This window comes from Opitutaceae bacterium (genome assembly GCA_041395105.1).
Lineage (GTDB): Bacteria > Verrucomicrobiota > Verrucomicrobiia > Opitutales > Opitutaceae > B12-G4.
In genome coordinates, this window is the sequence record JAWLBB010000001.1 from 1,585,504 (window position 1) to 1,604,622 (window position 19,119).

Below are 19,119 nucleotides of genomic sequence, written 5' to 3' on the forward strand. Positions count from 1 at the left end.
GGTTTCCTCCCGCTGAAATGCACCAGATCACGATCGAGGAAACGACCGGGCTGGCCACCTGGCTGCGCGGACAGAATATCCCGCTGAAGATGTCCTGCGGCGGGCACGGGTCCTGCAAGACCTGCCGGGTCATCCTCGACGGAAATCCCGTCCTGGCCTGCCAGACCGAGGTGGCGGCGGGATCCTACGATCTGACCGTGCCGGAGTCGGCCGCCTCGAGCGGGAGCATCCAGATCGACCTCGGAACAATCGATGAAGTGCTGCCCTGTCGCCATCCGCGCTGGACGACCTTCGGACTCGAGGTTCCGCGGGCCGAGGATCATCCCCAGCGTTCCAATCGGCAGCGGCTGGAGTCAGTCCTGCCGGCGGGCTTGCGCCTCGATCCGTTCTTTTTCCGGGGGCTGGGCAGCGGCGAAATGGAGGGTCACCTTGAGGTCGGTTGCTTCGACGGACGGATCTGCTATCCCCTGAAGGAAGGTGGTCGCCGGCCGTTCGCCATCGCAGTTGATCTGGGCACAACCACCCTGGCGGCGGCCCTGATTGACCTGACGGAACGGCGGATCGTGGCGAGTCTGGGGCGCCTCAACGGCCAATATGCGTATGCCGAGGATCTGGTGGCACGGATCGCCTTCTGTCGGAGCCGGGAATTGATCGGGGAAATGCAGGACCTGGTTCTTGGAAAGACCATGATTCCCTTGATCCGGGAGCTCCTAAAGGGTTCCGGCGTCTCCGGTGAAGAGGTTCTGACCACCGTGGTCTCGGGCAATGCCCCGATGATTCATCTCCTGCTCGGAGAGGATCCGACCGGGATGGGGGGCTGGCCGTTCAACGGAGTTGATTTCGCGCCGCCGCCGCGGCCGGCGACGGCCTATCGGCTGCCCGGCGGTCAGCTCGAGTTCACGCCTTCCCAGAGTGCTTATCTGGGCGGCGACATCATCAGCGGCCTTCTGTTGACCGACTTTGAGTCGGCTGAGGAAGGAACCCTGTTCATCGACCTCGGAACCAACGCCGAAATGGCGCTGAAGGCCAATGGCCGGCTCTACTGCACGGCGGTTCCGGCCGGGCCGTCCTTTGAAGGCGGGGGCTTTCCCTGCGGGATCAGCGCGATCCCCGGAGCGATTGACGAGGTCAGCGACCGGGACGGGGAACTGACCTTCACCACGATCGGCGGTCAACCGGCGGTCGGCATCTGCGGCTCGGGCATCATTTCCTACGTCGCCTCCGCCTATCGAGCCGGGCTTCTTCGCAAGAAAGGGCGCTACGCGAAACGGGATCCGAGAGTCGAGGTGGTCGAGCTGCTCGGGGAGCAGGAAAAGGTGGTCCGGCTGACGGACGAGATCTATGTCTCCGAAACCGACATCAGCAATTTCCTCCAAGCCAAGGCGGCCGTTTTTGCCGGGCTCTTCACGCTCTGCCGGATGGCCGGGCTCGATGTCTTCGAGTTGAGGAAGATCTGCATCGCCGGGAATTTCGGAAGGCGTATCCGAATTCACGATATTATGGACATCGGAATCATCCCACCCCTTCCGGTCGACCGGGTCGAGGTGGTGGGAAACACTTCGCTCAAGGGCGCGGTCCACACCGCGATCGATGCGACCGCCCAGGACCGGATGGCGGCCCTGGTTTCGCGTCTCAGTTTCGTGGAGCTCAATGCCCAGCCGACCTTTCAGGACGACTTCATCAACGCCCTCTTCATCCCGCACCTGAAGATGGAGTGGGGCGGCGGCCGCTAGAAGGGCTCGTGCAGCTGCCATCTCTGCTGGAGATGCGGTGTGTGTGACGATTCAACTGCAGATCGGACGTGGGGGCGTGGCCCGATGCGCAGACCAGGGGGACGCCTCCACCCAGGATCGGACCGAACGTGCAGGCAAGCCCCGGGCCCGGCATGGACCAGGGTCCAGGCCTTACCGTGATCGAACCGGTTGCCGCAGCGGCGCTGTGTCAGACATCATCCCTCAATCGCGGCCTCCGCCTTTTTGCGGTGGGTCATGTAATAGAGCAGCGGCACGGCCAGTGGACTGATGACGAGGGAAGCGATGGCGCCGAAGAGCAGTGAGATGGCCAGTCCCTGGAAGATGGGATCGGCGAGGATGACCAGGGCGCCGATGGCGACGGCGAGGGCGGTCAGCATCATGGGCCGGAAGCGGACGGCACCCGATTCGACCACAGCCTGCTCGAGCGGGAGGCCGTGGCTCATCCGCAGCTCGATGAAATCGACGAGGATGATGGAGTTTCGCACCACGATCCCGGCGCCGGCCATGAAACCGATCATGGAGGTGGCGGTGAAAAAGGCGCCCATAGCCCAGTGCGCCGGCAGAATGCCGATGAGGGAGAAGGGGATGACCGTCATGACAATGATGGGCGTGGCGTAGTTCTTGAACCAGCCGACCATGAGCATGTAGATCAGGATGAGGACGGCGGCGAAGGCGAGTCCGAGATCCCGGAAGACCTCGATGGTGACCTGCCATTCACCGTCCCATTTCATGGAAGGTTCCAGATCGGAGAACGGCATGGAGGCGTTGTAGATGCGGACCGGGCCGTCGCTGCCTCCGAAATCGGAGGCATTCAGCTTCTTCAACTCCCGGTTCATCGCCAGGATGGCGTAGACCGGACTCTCAATCGCTCCGGCCACATCGGCGGTGACGTAGGTGACCGGCATGAGGTTCTTGTGATAGATGTTCCGCTCGCTCAGGGTCTCCTCGATCCGGACCAGTTCGCCCAATTGGACGAGGGGTGCGCCGGGCATCATCTCGGAGCGGACCTGAAGGGCGAGAAGGTCCTGGGTGCGGGCGCGGAGCGACCGCGGAAGCTCAAAGACGATATTGACGTCCTCTCGGGCCTGCACGTCGTGGAGGAGGTCGACCGACGCGCCGTGCAGGGCGATCTGGACAGTCCGGGTGATGGTGGCCTCGGAGATGCCGTGGAGAGCCGCCTTTTCCTTGTCGATAAGGAGGATGATCTTGCTCTGCTGATCCTCGATGTAGGTGTCGACATCGACGACACCCTCGGTGCCTTCGAAGATCCCGCGGACCCGCTCCGCCAGTTCTTCCCGGGACGCGGTGTCCGGACCATAGATTTCGGCCACCAAGGTCTGAAGGACGGGAGGTCCCGGAGGCACCTCGGCCACCGCGACGGCACCGCCGTGTTCCCTGGCGATGGCGGCCAGGGCCGGGCGTATCCGCTTGGCGAGGTCATGGCTCTTGGCATCACGTTCGTGCTTCGGATGGAAATTGACCTGGATATCGGCCACGTTGGCCCCGCTGCGCATGAAGTAATGGCGGACGAGACCGTTAAAGTTGAAGGGAGAAGCGGTCCCGACATAGATCTGGTAGTCGCGGACCTCCGGCTCCTTCCGGAGGGAGTCGGCCATCAGGCCGGCCACGTGGGCGGTCTGTTCGGTGGTGGTGCCCTCCGGCATGTTGAGGATGACCTGGAACTCCGACTTGTTGTCGAAGGGCAGCATCTTGACCTTGACCCCGCCGATGCCGACCAGGGCCATCGAGCCGACCAGGAGGAACGCAACCGCGGCGAGAAAGCTCCAGCGCAGGACGGTGTTGCGCAGGAGGGGATCCATGAAGCGATGGTAGGTCCGGGTGAAGAGATTGTCGGGAGCGTGGTCGCAATCGTCGATCGCCTCGACGAATTCCGGCATTTCGCAGGCCTCCGGCGGCGTGTGGCCCTTGAGCATCTTGAGGGCGGCCCAGGGGGTTACGGAGAAAGCGATGAGCAGGGAGAAGATCATGGCGGCGCTCGAACCCAGAGGGATCGGGCGCATGTAGGGACCCATCATGCCGCCGACGAAGGCCATCGGGAGGACGGCCGCGATGACCGCCCAGGTGGCCAGGATGGTTGGGTTGCCGACCTCGTCGACCGCCTCGACCGCGATTTCGCGGACGGACTTGCCTCGGCTGGCCGCAAGACCGAGGTGGCGGACGATATTCTCGACCACCACGATGGCGTCGTCGACCAGGATACCGATGGAAAAGATGAGGGCGAAGAGGGTGATCCGGTTCAGCGTGTATCCATAAAGGTAAAACACAAGGAGGGTGAGGGCGAGGGTGGTCGGGATGGCGAGGACCACGACGATCGACTCACGCCAGCCGAGAAAGGCGAGAATGAGCAGGGCCACGCCGAAGATGGCGATGGCCATGTGGAGGAGGAGCTCGTTGGACTTCTCGCTGGCGGTGTTGCCGTAATCGCGGGTCACGGTGATCTCAATCTCATCCGGGATGAACTGCGGACGCAGGCTTTCCACCTTCTCCATGACCTGGGTGACCACATCGACGGCGTTGGCACCGGGTCGCTTGGCCACACTCAAGGTGACGGCGGCCTCCTCGGTGCCGGCCGCACCTTTCCCGAACAGGACATATTGCGAGAGTTCCTCGGGTCCGTCCGTGATGGTGGCGACATCCCGCAGATAGACCGGCTTGCCCTGGGTCACCCCGACCACGACCGATCCGACATCGTGGGCATCGGTCAGGTATGACCCGGTCTGGAGGAGGATCTCATTATTGGCGTAGGATTGCCGGCCGGCAAATGTCTGGGCGTTGGCCTGTTGGAGAACGGGAATGATGCCGCCCGGCGAGAGATTGCGGGAGGCGAGCCGGAGGGGGTCAAGCTGGACCCGGACCTGGCGGCGGGCCCCGCCGATCACGGTGGTCTCGGCCACTTCCTGGATTCCTTTGATCGCATCGTCGACCTGGACGGCGATCCGTCGAAGCATGAAATGGTCGTAGGTCTTGCTGTGGAAGGTCAGGGCGAGGATGGGAACGTCGTCGATTGTCCGGGGCTTGATCAGCGGCATGCTGACCCCGTGCGGAATCCGGTCGAAGTTGGTCTGAAGCTTCTGGTTCAACTTGACCAGACTGGTCTCAAGGTCCTCACCGACCTTGAAGCGAACGATGGTCAGGCTGGCACCGGGCATGGCGGTGGAGTAGAGGTACTCGACCCCGGCCATTTCCCAGAGGAGTTTCTCCATCGGGCGGGTCACCCGGTTTTCGACCTCGGCGGCGGTGGCGCCGGGCATGGCCACCATGACGTCGATCATGGGCACCTTGATCTGGGGTTCTTCCTCACGGGGGAGCAGGAGGACGGCCATCGCCCCGAGGAGGACCGAGGCGATGATCGCGATCGGTGTGAGCTTCGAATCGACAAAGACGGCGGCCATCCGGCCTGCGAATCCGTGGTGCGCGGGAGAGGGATTGGGATCCGATTTCATCAAAGGATTTCCAAGGGTTGTCCGTCGACGAGTCCGGCGGGAGGATTGACGACAATGATGTCCCCGTTGCCCAGGCCGGAGAGGATCTCCACCCGGTCGCCGTAGGAGGCACCGGACTTGACGATGCGCAGGTCGGCGCGATTCCCTTCGACCACGTAGACGCGCTCAATCTGGCCGAAATAGGAAACAGCGGATGTCGGGACGAGGATGGCTTCGATCTGGCGGCCCGGAAGCCGGACCCGGGCAAACTGGCCGGAACGCACCGGGGTGTTGGCCGGGACGGTCACCTTGGCATGGAAGGTTCGGGAAACCGGGTCGGCGGCCGGAGCCAATTCCTTGATCCGGGCGAGGCCGGTCCATTCACCACCCGGCATGACCACTTCGACTTCAGTGCCGACCACGACCGTCTGGGCAAGCATCTCCGGGATGTCGATCTCGACTTGGAGACGGTCGGGATTCTCGATTTCGACGAGGGGCAGTCCGGGGCTGGCGAGGTCGCCTTCATTGACCAGTTTGCGGGTGATGACGCCGTCAAAGGGCGCATTGATCCGGGTATAGCTGAGCATGGTCTCGGCTTCGCTGACTGCAGCCTGCATGATGCGAACGCGGTTTTCGAGCCCGCTGACCGTTTCGGAGGTGCTGGCGCCCTTGGTCAGAAGTTCGCGTTCGCGGGCGAGGTCGCGACTGGCCTGATCAAGTTGTGCCTGGGCCTGGAGGACCTTGGCGGAGATTTCCCCGGCCAGGATGCTGACGAGGAGGTCACCCCGGGAGACGCGCTGACCGAGGGAGACCGGGAGGCTGTCGATGGTCCCGATGACCTTGGCGGCAATCATCGCCCGGTCGACCGGACGGATGGTTCCGGGTATCTCCTCACGGCCGCGCACCGTCTGGATCTCAACCGTGGTGGTGTTGACCTGGATGGTGGGCAGGTCGGGTAGGGCGTCCGACTCGTGAGCCGGACGGTGGCAGGCGGAGGCCGCGAAGATGAAGACGACGGCGGAGGAAGTCAGGATGGTGCGTTTCATTTGGTGGAAGAATTGGAGAATTGCTCGAGTCCGTAAGCGCGGCGCAGCTGGGCGACTGCGACGCGTTCGTCCGCCACGGCGATGGCCCGGCGCATGCGGGCCTCGGTCAGGCGGGTTTCGATATTGATGAGATCCGACGAAAGGATGACGCCCTGTTCAAACCGGGCCCGGCTGAGCACGGCACTTTCCTCGGCCTGTTCGATCACCTTGGCGGTGACGTCGAGGCGCTGGCGGGCCTGGGAGAGGGCGAGTCGGGCCTGCTCAACCTGCAGGCTTACTCCGAGGGTCATCTTGCGCAGGCCTTCCCGGGCTTCATTGAACTGGGCTTCAGCTTCTTCGATCTTGCCGCGGGTCCTGGCCCCGTCGAAGACGTTGAGGTTGACGGCGACTCCCGCCATCCAGGAATCGCCGGTTCCGTCCAGGCGCCAGCCGTGGTCGAGCTGGTAGGTGCCGAAGGCGTTGACGGTCGGCATCCTTTCGCCCTTGACCATGCGGACCTGGGCTTCGGCCGCCTCGGTTCGCGCCTGCATGGCCCGAAGGTCGGAGCGCATTTCCGGATCGACCGCGACCGGGGGCACCAGGCGCCTGGTCGAGGGATCGTCCGCGGCGAGGGTCACCCCTTGGTTGGACTGAAGGCCGAGGAGGTTGAGGAAAACGCGTTCGGCCAGATCGCGCTGGTGCTGGAAGGCGAGCAGGTTTTCCCGGGTCTGGGCAAGCTGGACTTCCAGATTGAGGACTTCCGTCTTGAGAAAAGTGCCGGCTTCGAACTTGAGGCGGGCCACTTTCAGATTCTCTTCGAAAGCCGCGACCGCGCTCTGGGTTGACGCCACCACCTCGCGGGCCTTGATGATGTTGAAATAGGCGTTGACCACTTCAAAGGCGAGTTGGTCGCGAGTCGACTGATTGTCATACTCGGAGGCTTTCAGTCCCGCCTCTGCGGCGGTCTTTCCCGCGGCGCGTTGGCCCCCGCTGTAGAGGTTGTAGCCGACCCGGCCGGTCACGTTGAGATTGTCGACCTGTCCGGGATTGTTGAAATCGATTGCGGGACTGAAGACACCCTGGTTGAGAATGGCTCCGAAAGCCATCATCGGCGTGTTCGTCTGCATATACGATGCCTCCAATCCCACCTGTGGGTAGTAACCGGAGTTGGCCTGGCGGACCATGGCCTCGGCCGAGCGGATGCGGTGACCCGCGATCCTGCTGTCCGGGCTTTGCTCCAGAGCAAAAGCCACGGCTCTATCCAGTGTCCAGACCTCGCCCTGGGCTCCTGCCGCTGTGGCTAGGGTGGCCACTGCGAGGAGAGTGATGACGGTGTGTCGAATGATCGTTTGCATGGGATGATTAAGGCGGTTTCGAGAGCTGCCGCTCAGCGCGCGGCCAGGAGATAGCCGAGGAGCGCTCCGTAGAGGGCTCCCGCCCACCACCTGCTGGTCAGCAGGCAGGCACCGGTGCGGCATCGGCCGAAGTAACCGATGAGGCCGCCAATGACGGCGCCGATAAGGATGGGTGGAACAGTGTTCACGCCAGTGGCGGGTTGTTGCCGACCCCGAGTCTGCGCAGAATCAGGGCCGCCGGGCAGAAACCGGTGAAGGCGGACTGGATGAGGTTGAGCCCGACAAAGGCGGCGAGAGCCAGCCACCAGGGGTGGACGAGGCTGGCCAGCGTGATGCTGATCAGGACGAAGGTTCCGGCAAGGATCCGGATGGCGTTTTCGATGGTCATGGATGGTGATGGAGGCGGATGGGTCTTTTTGCTTGTTTTGAGGGGATAAGCTTGCATTCCTATATGAGTCCCTACAAAACTACTATATGAGTAAGCAATCATTTAATAGAGAATCGTCAAGCCCTTTTTCACCCCAGGCGATCGGTCGTCCGGCCACCATGCCGCCCGATGCGTTTCTCCAGCTGGTGGCGGACCGGTTCAAGCTCCTCAGTGAACCGATGCGGCTGCGTCTGATCCATGCCCTGATTGAAGGAGAAGCCACGGTTTCCAGCCTTGTCGAGCGGATTGGAGCCACCCAGGCCAATGTCTCGCGGCACCTTCAGACCCTGGCCCAGGCGGGAATTCTCGGTCGTCGCAAGGAAGGATTGCATGTCTACTATCGAATTGAGGATCCGTCCATCCTGGAATTGTGTGAACATGTGTGCGGCGGGCTTCGGCGGCAAAGCCAGGCCCGGGCCCAGTTGTTCACATGACGTGGATTGGGGTCTTCAATCTGGTCGGTGGGCTCGTCCTGTTTCTGCTCGGGCTGCGTCTGATGACCGAAGGTCTTCGGCAGGCGGCCGGAGACCGGATACGGTTATGGCTTGAGCGATCCACCCGCAACGCCCTGTCCGCGGTCGGGTTGGGGACCGGATTGGGGTTTGTCGCACACAGCAGTGCGGCCACCGTGATGACGGTCGGTTTCTTGAATGCCGGGCTCCTCACCCTGGCCGCGGCGTTCCCCCTCATGATGGGGGCGAACCTCGGGACGACGTTCTCGATGCAGTTGATCTCGTTCAAACTGGCCGACTATGCCCTGGTCGCGGTGGCCAGTGGTGGGCTCGTCTACCTCGTTCGCCGGCCCGGAGTGGCCCGTGCAGCCGGACAGGCCGTGCTGGGATTCGGGCTGATATTCCTGGGCATGAAGTTGATGGGAGACTCGGTGACCCCCTACCGGGAGGCGCTGGCCCCGGTCCTCGCGAAGATCGACGGGACGACTGCCCTTGGCATGCTCGGGGGGATCGCCCTGGCCACCCTGGTGACGGCGGCCGTGCAGAGTTCCGGGGCGGTCATCGGGACGGTCTTTGTCCTGATCGGGGTGGGGGCCATCACGCGGATCGAATCGGCGGTTCCGATCGTCCTTGGTGCGCATATCGGAACCTGCATCACGGCTCTGCTCGCGACTCTGGGCGCGGGGATCGAGGCTCGTCGGGGAGCCTATGCCAACTTCGGATTCAACGTGGGGACCTCGTTTCTGGCCGCCGCGGTCTCCGGATATCTGATACTTGCAGTGGAGGCGACCTCCGCGGATCTCGTCCGGCAGACGGCAAATTTCCATACCCTCGTCATGTTGCTGGGTATTGCCGTCCATCTGCCGCTGCGCCAGCCCATGCTCAGCCTGCTCCGCCGGATGACGCCCTCGTCCGGGCCCGAGCGTCCCGGGAGTTACCTTGATCAGCGGCTCCTCAAAACCCCGGAGGACGCATTGGCGGCGACTATGCTCGAATTGGGACGGGCGACCTCGATCGTCCTGGAGAGCCTGCAGGCTGTTGAAGTGATGTCCCTGGGCTCGAGTCGGACCCAACGACAGCGGGTCAGGCTCAATGAAGCCGCCATCGATGAAATCAAGATTTCGCTCCAGGCCTACCTGCAGCAACTCAGCCGGGATTACCTTTCTCAGCGCCAGGCTTTGATGGTGCAGGCGCTGAATCGTGCGATGGTGGAACTCGAACGGATCGGCGACCATCTCGAAAGCCTTCATCGGCTCGGTGATCGGCGGGAACGGGATCTTCCCGACGGTTTTGACGCCGACACCCGATCCAAGCAATCGCAGCTCTTCGCGATGGTGCGCTCGATGCTGGTCGATCTTGCCGCGACCTTCAATCCGGACCTCTCCAGCTACGATGAGGTTTCCTGGCGGGTGCTTGAGAAACGCAGGGATTTCATGCGCCTTTCCGCTCCGATCAGAGGGTCGGTCAATGAGCGGGTGGTGCATCATGAGCTTCCCCCCATGGTCGGCCTGCTCTTTTCAGAGTTTTCGGCCGGAATGGAGCGGATCGGCCGCCATTGCGCGGTCATCGCCGGAGAGATGCGCCAACCGTTTTTCAGGCTGAAACCTTCCAAGCGGGGGCTTCCGGTCCGGCATAAGGAGCCGAAACCAACAACGGAAGAATCCGAAGTCGACTGAGGTCTTCGCGATTTTGCTTTGCGCCTTCTCCCGCAGACGATTGGATCAGCCCGTGTTCAAGCTTACCCTGTTTACCGGTGCCCTCTGGGGGTGCCTGATTGTGCTGACGGCACGGGCGGAGACCTCGATGAGTACGCTGCAATCGCTTCCCGCCGTCGGGTTGGAACTGGCTCCACTTCCGGCCGAGGCCGGAGCCTTCGCCCTGGTCGAGAAGGATATTCTCGACCGTCTGCGCCGGGTTCTCGAAGCCCGGAATGTCACCCTGATCGGTCCGGAACACGTGGTGGACGAGCCCGGACGCCCGGTCCTTGAGGTGACCCTTCAATTGGCGAAAGTCCGCGGGCCCAGTTACCTCTACACCATTGATCTGGAGTTGCGGGAAACAGTCGTGCCGGTCCGGGGACTGAAGTCCCTGGTGGAACTCGACGCCGTCACCTGGAAACGGAAGACCGCGGGGATCGCCAATCGGGGAGACACCATTCTCGAGGCGATGGACCGGATGGCTGACGACTTTGCCACTGAATACCAGCGGGAGAATTGAGGGTTTATTCAATCCGCCCATTGCAGCGGGCGTTGCCCTTCCGGGAAGGTGGGGAATGGACACGACAGGAACGAAAGTTGACGAACGGATGGGACCGGCCCCATTCCCTTCCATCCCTTCTCCACTTCTTGAGAGTTCCTGAACCGTCGGGGCATCCAACCCGCTCCGGGCCCGTCCTCACTAATGCGTTCTTGTCTCGGAACGGGATTTTCATTCGACTTCGCTGACAAGGGGGGGCCGGACGTCCGGGAACTCCCTCGATCCAGCCCATTCGCTCCTTCTGCGCCACCATGCCACTGATTGACAAACCACTCCCCGAATTGAAGACCTATCTCGGCCGCAATCCCAGGCCGGCCGATTTTGATGATTATTGGGAGAGGGCGTTGGCCGAGCTCGATGCCACCGACCCGGAAATGGAGTTGCGCCCATCTGATTTCCAGGTGCCCGGGGCCGAGTGTTTCCACCTTTTCTTCAACGGGGTGGGCGGTGCCCGCATCCACGCCAAGTACCTGCGCCCGACCGGCCGGGTCGAGCCGCATCCAGCCGTGCTCCAGTTTCATGGCTACACCCACCACAGCGGGGATTGGTCGGACAAGCTGAACTACGTCAGTCTCGGCTACTCGGTGGCCGCGCTCGACTGCCGCGGACAGGGCGGCTGGTCGGAAGATCCCGGAGGGGTCAAGGGCAACACCCACAACGGCCATATCATCCGCGGACTCGACGATTGCCCGGACAAGCTGCTTTTTCGTCAGATCTATCTGGATACGGCCATGCTTGCCCGGGTGGTCATGAACCTGCCCGAAGTCGACGAGACCCGGGTCGGCGCGACCGGTGGATCGCAGGGCGGCGGACTGACTTTGGCCTGCGTCTCGCTTGAGCCCCGGATCAAGCGGGCGGCCCCGGTCTTTCCCTTTCTCTGCGATTACCAGCGGGTCTGGGAGATGGACCTGGCCAAGGCGGCCTATGCGGAGCTGAAGACCTTCTTCCGGCACTTTGATCCCCGGCACGAGCGGGAGGAGGAGATTTTCACCCGCCTCGGCTACATCGACTGCCAACACCTTGCCCCGCGAATCAGATCGGAAATCCTTTTCGCCACCGGCCTGATGGATGAAATCTGCCCGGCATCGACCCAGTTCGCCGCCTACAACCGGATCACCTCGAAGAAGAACATGATCATCTACCCGGATTTCGGCCACGAAGGCCTCCCGGACATGAACGACTCGATCTTCGACTTCATGGTCGGATTGTGAGGTGCCCGTCAGGGCTCCGATTGCAGGAGCGCGATCGAACCGGGCGGGCCTAATGACGGGTCTCGTCCGCTGCCGCCGTTCGGCGGTCGATCGCGATTGCGTCCATCCTGGCACCGATCCTGCCGAACTTCGGCTGAGGCCATTCCCGTTCTTCACAACGGCCAAACAAACCGTAGCATAGGGGCCCTTGGGGTAAGGGCTCCTTTGCTTACGGCAGGACCCGGCCGAGGGTGAAGTAGATGGTCGGGGAATGTCCCTCGGCGATGCCCACCGCCAGGTGGACCGGGCCGAGGGGCGTGCTGGCGGCGAGGAAGGCGCTGCCGGCGAAGATCCAGTCCGCGGGCAGGTAGCGGTTGCTTTCTTCCCAGACGTTTCCGGCCTCGACCGAACCGCCGATGAATACGCCGTCGTTGGCTTCGCCTCCGCCCAGTCGTTTGCGGACGACAATGGCTCCGACAAAGGCGTTGGACCCGTAGAGTTCATCGGTCGGCACGCCCGACAGATTGAAGAGTCCTCCGACCCGGAAGGGAAGGCGGGCGACGATGGCTTCCTGATCCAGGGTGTAGTCCACCGCCAGGCGGGGCTGGATGACGAAACTGCCGAAGGGGAAGGGGGTCGTCATCTGCAGGCTGCCGGTGGTGGTTCCGTACTGGCCTGTTTCGTGGTTGATCGAACCGTTCAGATAGTAGCCGTGCCGGGGAAAAAAGGCATCGTCGAGCTGGTCCAGGGTCAGGGACGTGTAGATGCGGTCGGTCGTGTAGTTGATCAACTGGTCACCGAGATCCACCACTTCAATTTCTCCGTCCGGTCCGATGACAATGATGGCGGGTGCCTGGATGTCGGTATTGCGGACGGATCCGCTCTCCACTCCGACCCGGAACTCCCCGTAGGTTCCGATGCGCAGGCCTCCCGCGAGGCCCCCAAAGAAGGTCTGGCGTTCGAAGGTGACCTGCTGGGGTCGGACGTCCGGGTTCAGTGAACTGAAATCGACCAGGTAGGCTTCGGGTGTTCTGAGGAACTCACCCCGGGGCGCGAGGAAGAAGGTTCCGGTGTAGTCCACCGGCTGGAAGAATTCAGCGTCAAGCCGGTCGACCGTTCCCATCGACATCTGTATGGGTATCTCCGCCCCGAGGCGGTTCAGCTGAGTGAACCGCAGGGAGGCCCGCACATTGATCTCACTGGATCCATCGAGATTGCTCTCGAGACCGATACCGAAAAGCAGGAAGTTCGGGCCCCATGGTTTGGGTTCAGTGCGGACGACGAGAACCTTGCCTTCGGGCCGGTCCTCGATCCGGTAGTCCACGCTCTTGAAGTAGCCCAGGTCATGAACCCGGCCGAGGCTGTACTCCAGTTCATCCGGATCGAGCGGTTCCCCCGTCCGTATGTTCAGGCGTTTGCGCACGGCCGCCTCAGCCACGCGGTCGTTCCCTTCAACCTCGATGGCCGCGATGACGGGTGCATTGCGCGGCAGGCTTCGGCGGGATCGTTCACCTGCGGCATAGAGCTCCGGTGGCAGAGTCAGGGTGGCCAGTGCATCGCGGAATTCCTCGCTCTCAGCGTAACCGAGGGCGGCGATATCGAGAGCATCAGGGAACGAGGAGGATTCGTAGCCGGGGAGTTTCAGCCGGACGAGGACGTCGTTCGAATCGAGCGTCTCGATTTGTTCCAGGGTATCCCTCTGGGACAGGATTGAGATGAGCTGCTCCGCCATCGCGATCGGACTCGTCAGTTGGTCTGCCGGCAGCAGTTCGGGCCTCACGTCGACGGCGATGATCACGTCGGCCCCCATGTCGCGGACGACGCTGATCGGCAGGTTGCGGGAGGCGAATCCGTCGATGAGAACCCGGCCATCGACGGTGTGGGGCGCAAAAACCCCGGGTACCGCCATGCTTGCGCGCATCGCGTCGGCCAGCGAGCCGTGATCGATGACGACCATTGCTCCGGTCTCCACATCGGTGGCCACGGCACGGAACGGAACCGGGAGGCTGTCGAAGGAACTGCGAGGTCCGACGAAACCTGTCAGATCCCGCAGAGCCACCAGCAGGTTCTGACCGGATATGAAGGCATTGGGCACTTTCAGTCCGGACTTGTCGATGCCGAACTCGGCCCAGCGGGGTGTATCCAGTTCTTCCGCTTTGGCCCGATAGCCGCGTTCCTGGCGGGGCAGGGAATCGCTGAGAAGCCGCTCCCAATCGGTCTGCTTCAGCCATTCCAGCATTTCGTCCGAGGTATAGCCCGCGCAGTAGAGTCCGCCGACGATTGAGCCCATACTGGTCCCGGCCACGTAGTCGACCTCGATATTCAATTCCTCAAGCATGCGGATCACGCCGACATGGCCGATCCCGCGGGCGCCCCCGCCGGCCAGAACCAGGCCGATCCGGGGCCGGTTTTGGTCACGTCCTGCGGGGGCGTCTTCAGGAGCGGCGGCAAGCGTTGGGGGGAGGCAGCCGAGGAGAGCGGTCGTGAAGAAGAGGGCAAGAACGCGTCGAGGGGTCTGCATGATGCCGGCGGTGGTGGATGAACACTTCGGATTCGAGTGCGGGGTTGCTGGCTGGGAATTGTCGAGCATGGAGGGCCTTCAATGTCGGGTGGGAATGGGTGATACCCCAATCCGGATTTCGAGGATTCAGGAGAAGCCGCTCAGTCCCGAATGGCAAGCGTCCGCCGCTTGCCGGGATGTCGCCCGATTCCCGATCACGGATGCCTGGTCGGAGTTGGGTCCGGGAAGTCCCCGCTGGACATTTTCGGACGAGCCGGTTGCAATGGGGCATGTTTCCCCGCTCGGTGATCGGAGGGTTGTCGGTTTCCCGCCTCATGATCGGCACGAACTGGTTCATGGGGTACTCCCATACCAGCAAGGCGAAGGACAAGCAGATCGTCGAAACAATGACTTCCGGCAGGATTGCCGACGTGATCGAGGTCTTCATGCGGGCCGGAGTCGACACCCTCTATGGGGTTACGCCGGTGCCGAAGATCACGGATGCGATCGCGGAGGCGGAGCAGCGGACGGGACGCAAATGCCTGACCGTTTCCATTCCGACTCTCCCGCTGGACGACTCGGCCGAAAGTCTGGATCAGGCAGAGAGGACCTTGGATCAACTTGCCGGAATGGGTGTGGCCATCTGCATGCCCCACCAGGCGACGACGGACGCTTTTGTGAACCGCCGGACGCGTTCGCTGGCCGGGATCGAACCCTACCTGAAGATGATCCGAGACCGGGGGATGATTCCCGGTCTCTCCACCCATATGCCCGAGACACCGATCTATGCCGACGCGACCGGGCTCGACGTGGAGACCTACATCCAGATCTACAATGCGGCGGGCTTCCTGATGCAGATCGAAATCGACTGGGTGCAGCGCATGATCTGGAATTCCAAGAAGCCGGTCATCACGATCAAGCCGCTGGCGGCGGGCAAGCTGCCGCCCCTGGTCGGCCTTGCCTTTTCCTGGAGCACGATTCGCGAGCAGGACATGGTCTGCATCGGCACGAATTCCCCGGACGAAGCGGCGGAAGTCATTGAGTTGTCCCTTTCGATCCTCGAGCACCGTGTGCCGCGGATGGAGCTTCAGGAAACCCGGAGCAAGGCTTCCCTGCGTCAGTCGCGGTAGCCGGTCCTGGCCGGCGAAGGCAGGGCGAGGCGCCCCTGACGCGCCGCAAGAGCTCAGTCGCACTGCCTCCAGTGCAGCGCGATTGATGAAAGTGACCGTTTTCTCCGGGCATAGGCGCTCGTGTGAGAACACGACCCATGGTCGGGCATCCAATGGAAGGCGGTCCACTGGTGCGACAGGCTCACCACCCCCGAGTCCACCGAAGGGCCGGGCCGCCGCACAGCCCGCCCCGGCACAGGAACACAGGAACGGGGGCTCAGCGCCGTTGCTACAAATCAGCCGTCGAATCCGGATCTGGCCACTTCGCCAGGTCGATGTGCCACTCGCCAGCCGGAGGACGCCAACAATCGCTCGTACCCTACCCGGCGAATCACAACCAGGGCCCGTTTGCCCGAGAGCGTCTAGTTCCGCCGGTATTTCAGGAGGACGGTGGAAGCATCAAGGTTTTCGACGCTCTCAAACTGAAATCGGGTTTCGACCTCGCGGTCGACGAGGCGTCGGCCGGAGCCAAAGATGACCGGTTCAAAAGTAAGCCAAAGTCGGTCGACCAGGTTGGCGGCGAGGAAGAGGCGATTGATCGAAGAACCGCCGAGAATGACGCAATTCGTCTTTCCGCGCCGGGTGAGATCTGCGACTGTTTCGGCGGGTGGTCTGTCGGTGAATTCCAGTCTTTCGGGGTGCCATTCCTTGGTCCAGTTCTCCGGATGCCGGGTCATGACGATCCTGAGCCGGCGGGAGGGTTTCTCAACTGCCGCCAGGACAGCGGAACGAGCCGCGTCAAAGGTGTTTCGCCCCATGATGGAGGCGTCAAAACCCTCAAGGGCCGAACGAAACCAGGCTTGGTCGGCCTTGGAGGCGAAACCGACACCGGGCTGGTTTCCCTTCGTCAGGCAGCCGTCGAGCGAGAGCACGGCGACGAGGGTGATCTGAATGGATCTGAGGCGGGTCTTTTCGGGTGCGGCGGACATGGTCAACTTCAGGAGCAACGGGATGCGTTCGTCATGCCGGTGCGCGGAGAGCCGCTGCCTGCGCGGCGGGCGAAGCGATCGGCCCTCTGATTGATTGAATTGTGATTGGGCAGACCTCTGTGTTCCGAAGGAAAACGGTGGTCGGGTCCATTGATGGCTCTGGTCAATGTTGCAGATCTGGCCGGGTCCAGCAATAGCCATCCACGGTTGTGGGTTCAAGTATGGGTTGAACCGGCCGAGTGAAGACACGGGTTCCGGATGCTTTCATGGCGACGATTTTGCCTCGCACCGGGACAGAATCGTTTCTTTATGGCTGGGAAAAGGGCATGAAAAAAGATGACTCCATCCTGGTGGCGGGTCATCGCGGAATGGTGGGTTCGGCCCTCGTCCGCGATCTGCGCGGACGTGGCTATACCAACCTCCTGCTTCCCTCGCGGGAGGAGCTCGACCTTTCGCGCCAGGAGGCGGTCGAGCATTTCTTCGAGCGGAAGCGACCGACGGTGGTGGTAATGGCGGCGGCCAGGGTGGGCGGCATCCATGCCAACAACGCCTACAGCGGTGAGTTCATCTATGAGAACCTCATCATTGCGACCCAGTTGGTCGAGGCGGCCCGGCGTTTCGGAACGACACGCTTTCTCTTTCTTGGAAGTTCCTGCATCTATCCGAAGCATGCGCCGCAGCCCATGCCGGAGGACTGTCTGCTGGCCGGCCCGCTTGAACCGACCAATGAGGCCTATGCCGTGGCCAAGATCGCCGGGCTCAAACTCTGCCAGCACTACCGGCGTCAATACGGGGTGCTCTTCCATTCCCTCATGCCGACCAATCTTTACGGGCCGGGCGACAATTACCATCCGGAGAACTCCCATGTCCTTCCCGCCCTCATCCGGCGGTTTCATGAAGCCCGGCTGAAAGGGGCGGAGGAAGTGGTGGTCTGGGGGAGCGGCAAGGTCAGTCGGGAGTTCCTCCACGTCGACGATCTGGCGGACGCCTGCCACTTCATGCTGCAGGTCGAGGATCCGCCGGATTGGGTCAACGTCGGCACGGGCGTCGACCTGACCATTCGCCAACTGGCGGAGATGGTTCAGGAAGTGGTCGGATTCGAGGGCAGGCTTGTCTTCGACGCCTCCAAGCCGGACGGGACGCCGAAGAAACAGCTCGATGTTTCGCGGATCAACGCCCTGGGTTGGTCGGCCCGGACAACGCTGCGGGACGGATTGAAATCCACCTACGCCGCTTACCTGAAGGACTTGGGAGCGGGGATGGTTCGGACCGGTTGAGGTGGGGGGCGAAGAGACTTCCCGCTTCAAGACGGTGGTTGACCGGGGCAGAAAGCCTCTCCTGCGATGAAGGGAGCCGGAAGGGCGGCGTCGACCAAGGTCGAGCCCCCCGCTCTACAATTCTGAACCTTTTCCTTGCGGAGGGTCGGGGGTTGTTGTTCCTTTCGGGCTTTTCCAATCAACCCTTACCAAGATGATCAATCCCGAGATCCACACCCAGATCGAAGAACTAATCCGGAGAGCCGGTTATATGTGGAGGTATCTTTGACGTCCCGACCAAACAACGGAAAATAGAAGAGCTGGAGACCCGGATGAGCCAGCCCGGCTTCTGGGATTCCCAGCAGGCCGCCCAGAAAGTCATGGCGGAGGCGAATCGGCTCAAGCGGATGGTCGAGGGACTGACGGCCTACCGTGGCAAGGTCGACGATGTCAAAGTGATGGCCGAGCTGCTGGACGAGGCCGGGGTCGACGAGAACTCGGCGGATGCGAACGAGCTTGCCGAATCGGTGGACCGTCTGAAGACGGAGATCGACGAGCTCGAGGTCCGCAGTTTTCTGAATGGACCGCACGATTCGTCCGACGCTTACCTGAGCATCCACGCCGGCGCAGGTGGAACCGAGTCGTGCGATTGGGCGGACATGCTTTTGCGCATGTACCTGCGTTGGGCCGAGCGGCGGGGATTCGAAGTGGCGATCGATGATCTCCAGCCGGGCGATGAGGCCGGAATCACCCGGGCGACCATCTCGATCCGGGGAGAGAACGCCTATGGCTTCGCCAAGGCGGAACGTGGGGTGCACCGCCTGGTCCGAATCAGTCCCTTCGACTCGAACAAACGCCGCCACACTTCGTTCTGCGCGGTCGATGTCGTGGCGGAAATCGAGGACGATGTGGAGGTGGAGATCAATGAGGAGGATTTGCGGGTCGATACCTATCGCTCCAGCGGCAAGGGTGGGCAGCACGTCAATAAAACAGACTCGGCGGTGCGCCTGACGCATTTCCCGACCGGACTCGTGGTGGCCTGCCAGAACGAGCGCTCCCAGACCAAGAACAAGGCGACCGCGATGAAGATCCTGAAGGCCCGCATTTTCGAGAAACTGCAGGACGAGAAGCGGTCGGAGATGGAGAAGTATTACGGCGAGAAAGGTGAGATCGGGTGGGGCAGCCAGATCCGCAGCTATGTCTTTCAGCCTTATCAGTTGGTCAAGGATTTGAGGACCGGGACCGAAACCGGCAACGTCCAGGCGGTCATGGACGGAGATCTCGACCGGTTCGTCGTTGCCTGGCTTCGGGCAGGTTGCCCGCGCAACCGCAACAAGGACATCCAGGTCGAGGATTAGGAGCG

The 19,119-nt window shown here is 62.4% G+C and carries 15 protein-coding genes; 8 read left to right on the plus strand and 7 right to left on the minus strand.

What is annotated here, in order from left to right:
- Positions 1-17: 17 nt before the first annotated feature.
- Entirely contained in the window at positions 18-1,733 is a 1,716-nt protein-coding gene (locus R3F07_06260) for an ASKHA domain-containing protein (GenBank protein MEZ5275962.1), read from the plus strand.
- Between the two features lie 215 nt (positions 1,734-1,948).
- Here R3F07_06260 and R3F07_06265 read toward each other — a convergent pair whose 3' ends face one another.
- From R3F07_06265 to R3F07_06285, 5 genes are read right to left on the minus strand one after another with little or no spacing between them, the layout of a single operon-like run.
- Positions 1,949-5,218, minus strand: coding sequence for an efflux RND transporter permease subunit (locus tag R3F07_06265; protein MEZ5275963.1), 3,270 nt, complete (start codon positions 5,216-5,218; stop codon positions 1,949-1,951).
- Complete coding sequence (locus tag R3F07_06270) at positions 5,218-6,243, minus strand: efflux RND transporter periplasmic adaptor subunit (GenBank protein ID MEZ5275964.1); 1,026 nt, start codon at positions 6,241-6,243, stop codon at positions 5,218-5,220. Before R3F07_06270 ends, R3F07_06265 begins: the two co-directional genes overlap by 1 nt.
- The gene (locus tag R3F07_06275) at positions 6,240-7,577 is read right to left on the minus strand and encodes a TolC family protein (protein ID MEZ5275965.1); all 1,338 of its coding nucleotides are present in this window, start codon (positions 7,575-7,577) and stop codon (positions 6,240-6,242) included. Before R3F07_06275 ends, R3F07_06270 begins: the two co-directional genes overlap by 4 nt.
- Before the next feature lie 32 nt (positions 7,578-7,609).
- The gene (locus R3F07_06280; protein MEZ5275966.1) at positions 7,610-7,765 is read right to left on the minus strand and encodes a DUF6132 family protein; all 156 of its coding nucleotides are present in this window, start codon (positions 7,763-7,765) and stop codon (positions 7,610-7,612) included.
- Positions 7,762-7,965, minus strand: a complete 204-nt coding sequence (locus tag R3F07_06285; GenBank protein ID MEZ5275967.1) for a DUF2892 domain-containing protein — start codon at positions 7,963-7,965, stop codon at positions 7,762-7,764. The genes R3F07_06280 and R3F07_06285 overlap by 4 nt, the downstream gene beginning before the upstream one ends.
- 86 nt (positions 7,966-8,051) lie before the next feature.
- Between R3F07_06285 and R3F07_06290 the strand changes: the two genes are divergently transcribed.
- The 4 genes from R3F07_06290 (at position 8,052) to R3F07_06305 (ending at position 11,923) form a co-directional block, all read left to right on the plus strand.
- Positions 8,052-8,438: a metalloregulator ArsR/SmtB family transcription factor gene (locus R3F07_06290; protein ID MEZ5275968.1), complete on the plus strand. Its 387-nt coding sequence runs from the start codon at positions 8,052-8,054 to the stop codon at positions 8,436-8,438.
- Positions 8,435-10,132 carry a Na/Pi symporter gene (locus tag R3F07_06295; GenBank protein ID MEZ5275969.1) on the plus strand — a complete coding sequence of 566 codons (1,698 nt, stop codon included), beginning with the start codon at positions 8,435-8,437 and terminating at the stop codon, positions 10,130-10,132. The genes R3F07_06290 and R3F07_06295 overlap by 4 nt, the downstream gene beginning before the upstream one ends.
- A 52-nt stretch (positions 10,133-10,184) precedes the next feature.
- A complete protein-coding gene (locus tag R3F07_06300; protein MEZ5275970.1) occupies positions 10,185-10,673 on the plus strand; it encodes a hypothetical protein in 489 nt (162 codons plus the stop codon).
- 290 nt (positions 10,674-10,963) lie between these two features.
- The gene (locus tag R3F07_06305; GenBank protein ID MEZ5275971.1) at positions 10,964-11,923 is read left to right on the plus strand and encodes an acetylxylan esterase; all 960 of its coding nucleotides are present in this window, start codon (positions 10,964-10,966) and stop codon (positions 11,921-11,923) included.
- 208 nt (positions 11,924-12,131) lie between these two features.
- Here R3F07_06305 and R3F07_06310 read toward each other — a convergent pair whose 3' ends face one another.
- A complete protein-coding gene (locus R3F07_06310) occupies positions 12,132-14,423 on the minus strand; it encodes a patatin-like phospholipase family protein (protein MEZ5275972.1) in 2,292 nt (763 codons plus the stop codon).
- A gap of 269 nt (positions 14,424-14,692) precedes the next feature.
- Here R3F07_06310 and R3F07_06315 point away from each other — a divergent pair, with 269 nt between their 5' ends.
- Positions 14,693-15,532, plus strand: a complete 840-nt coding sequence (locus tag R3F07_06315; protein MEZ5275973.1) for a hypothetical protein — start codon at positions 14,693-14,695, stop codon at positions 15,530-15,532.
- A 401-nt stretch (positions 15,533-15,933) separates the two neighbouring features.
- Here R3F07_06315 and R3F07_06320 read toward each other — a convergent pair whose 3' ends face one another.
- The gene (locus tag R3F07_06320) at positions 15,934-16,500 is read right to left on the minus strand and encodes a dihydrofolate reductase (protein MEZ5275974.1); all 567 of its coding nucleotides are present in this window, start codon (positions 16,498-16,500) and stop codon (positions 15,934-15,936) included.
- Between the two features lie 326 nt (positions 16,501-16,826).
- Between R3F07_06320 and R3F07_06325 the strand changes: the two genes are divergently transcribed.
- Complete coding sequence (locus R3F07_06325) at positions 16,827-17,777, plus strand: GDP-L-fucose synthase (protein ID MEZ5275975.1); 951 nt, start codon at positions 16,827-16,829, stop codon at positions 17,775-17,777.
- A 193-nt stretch (positions 17,778-17,970) separates the two neighbouring features.
- Positions 17,971-19,114 (plus strand): peptide chain release factor 2 gene (gene prfB, locus R3F07_06330; GenBank protein ID MEZ5275976.1). Its coding sequence is split into 2 segments (ribosomal slippage): positions 17,971-18,042 and positions 18,044-19,114, totalling 1,143 coding nucleotides; the frame shifts between segments, so codons are not numbered across the junction.
- The last annotated feature ends 5 nt before the right edge of the window (positions 19,115-19,119 follow it).

Excerpts from the sequence above, each read along its gene's own strand:
- R3F07_06260 (MEZ5275962.1), top strand. The coding sequence starts at position 18 with ATGCACCAGATCACGATCGAGGAAACGACCGGGCTGGCCACCTGGCTG.
- R3F07_06265 (MEZ5275963.1), bottom strand. The coding sequence starts at position 5,218 with ATGAAATCGGATCCCAATCCCTCTCCCGCGCACCACGGATTCGCAGGC.
- R3F07_06270 (MEZ5275964.1), bottom strand. The coding sequence starts at position 6,243 with ATGAAACGCACCATCCTGACTTCCTCCGCCGTCGTCTTCATCTTCGCG.
- R3F07_06275 (MEZ5275965.1), bottom strand. The coding sequence starts at position 7,577 with ATGCAAACGATCATTCGACACACCGTCATCACTCTCCTCGCAGTGGCC.
- R3F07_06285 (MEZ5275967.1), bottom strand. The coding sequence starts at position 7,965 with ATGACCATCGAAAACGCCATCCGGATCCTTGCCGGAACCTTCGTCCTG.
- R3F07_06290 (MEZ5275968.1), top strand. The coding sequence starts at position 8,052 with ATGAGTAAGCAATCATTTAATAGAGAATCGTCAAGCCCTTTTTCACCC.
- R3F07_06295 (MEZ5275969.1), top strand. The coding sequence starts at position 8,435 with ATGACGTGGATTGGGGTCTTCAATCTGGTCGGTGGGCTCGTCCTGTTT.
- R3F07_06305 (MEZ5275971.1), top strand. The coding sequence starts at position 10,964 with ATGCCACTGATTGACAAACCACTCCCCGAATTGAAGACCTATCTCGGC.
- R3F07_06310 (MEZ5275972.1), bottom strand. The coding sequence starts at position 14,423 with ATGCAGACCCCTCGACGCGTTCTTGCCCTCTTCTTCACGACCGCTCTC.
- R3F07_06315 (MEZ5275973.1), top strand. The coding sequence starts at position 14,693 with ATGTTTCCCCGCTCGGTGATCGGAGGGTTGTCGGTTTCCCGCCTCATG.
- R3F07_06320 (MEZ5275974.1), bottom strand. The coding sequence starts at position 16,500 with ATGTCCGCCGCACCCGAAAAGACCCGCCTCAGATCCATTCAGATCACC.
- R3F07_06325 (MEZ5275975.1), top strand. The coding sequence starts at position 16,827 with ATGAAAAAAGATGACTCCATCCTGGTGGCGGGTCATCGCGGAATGGTG.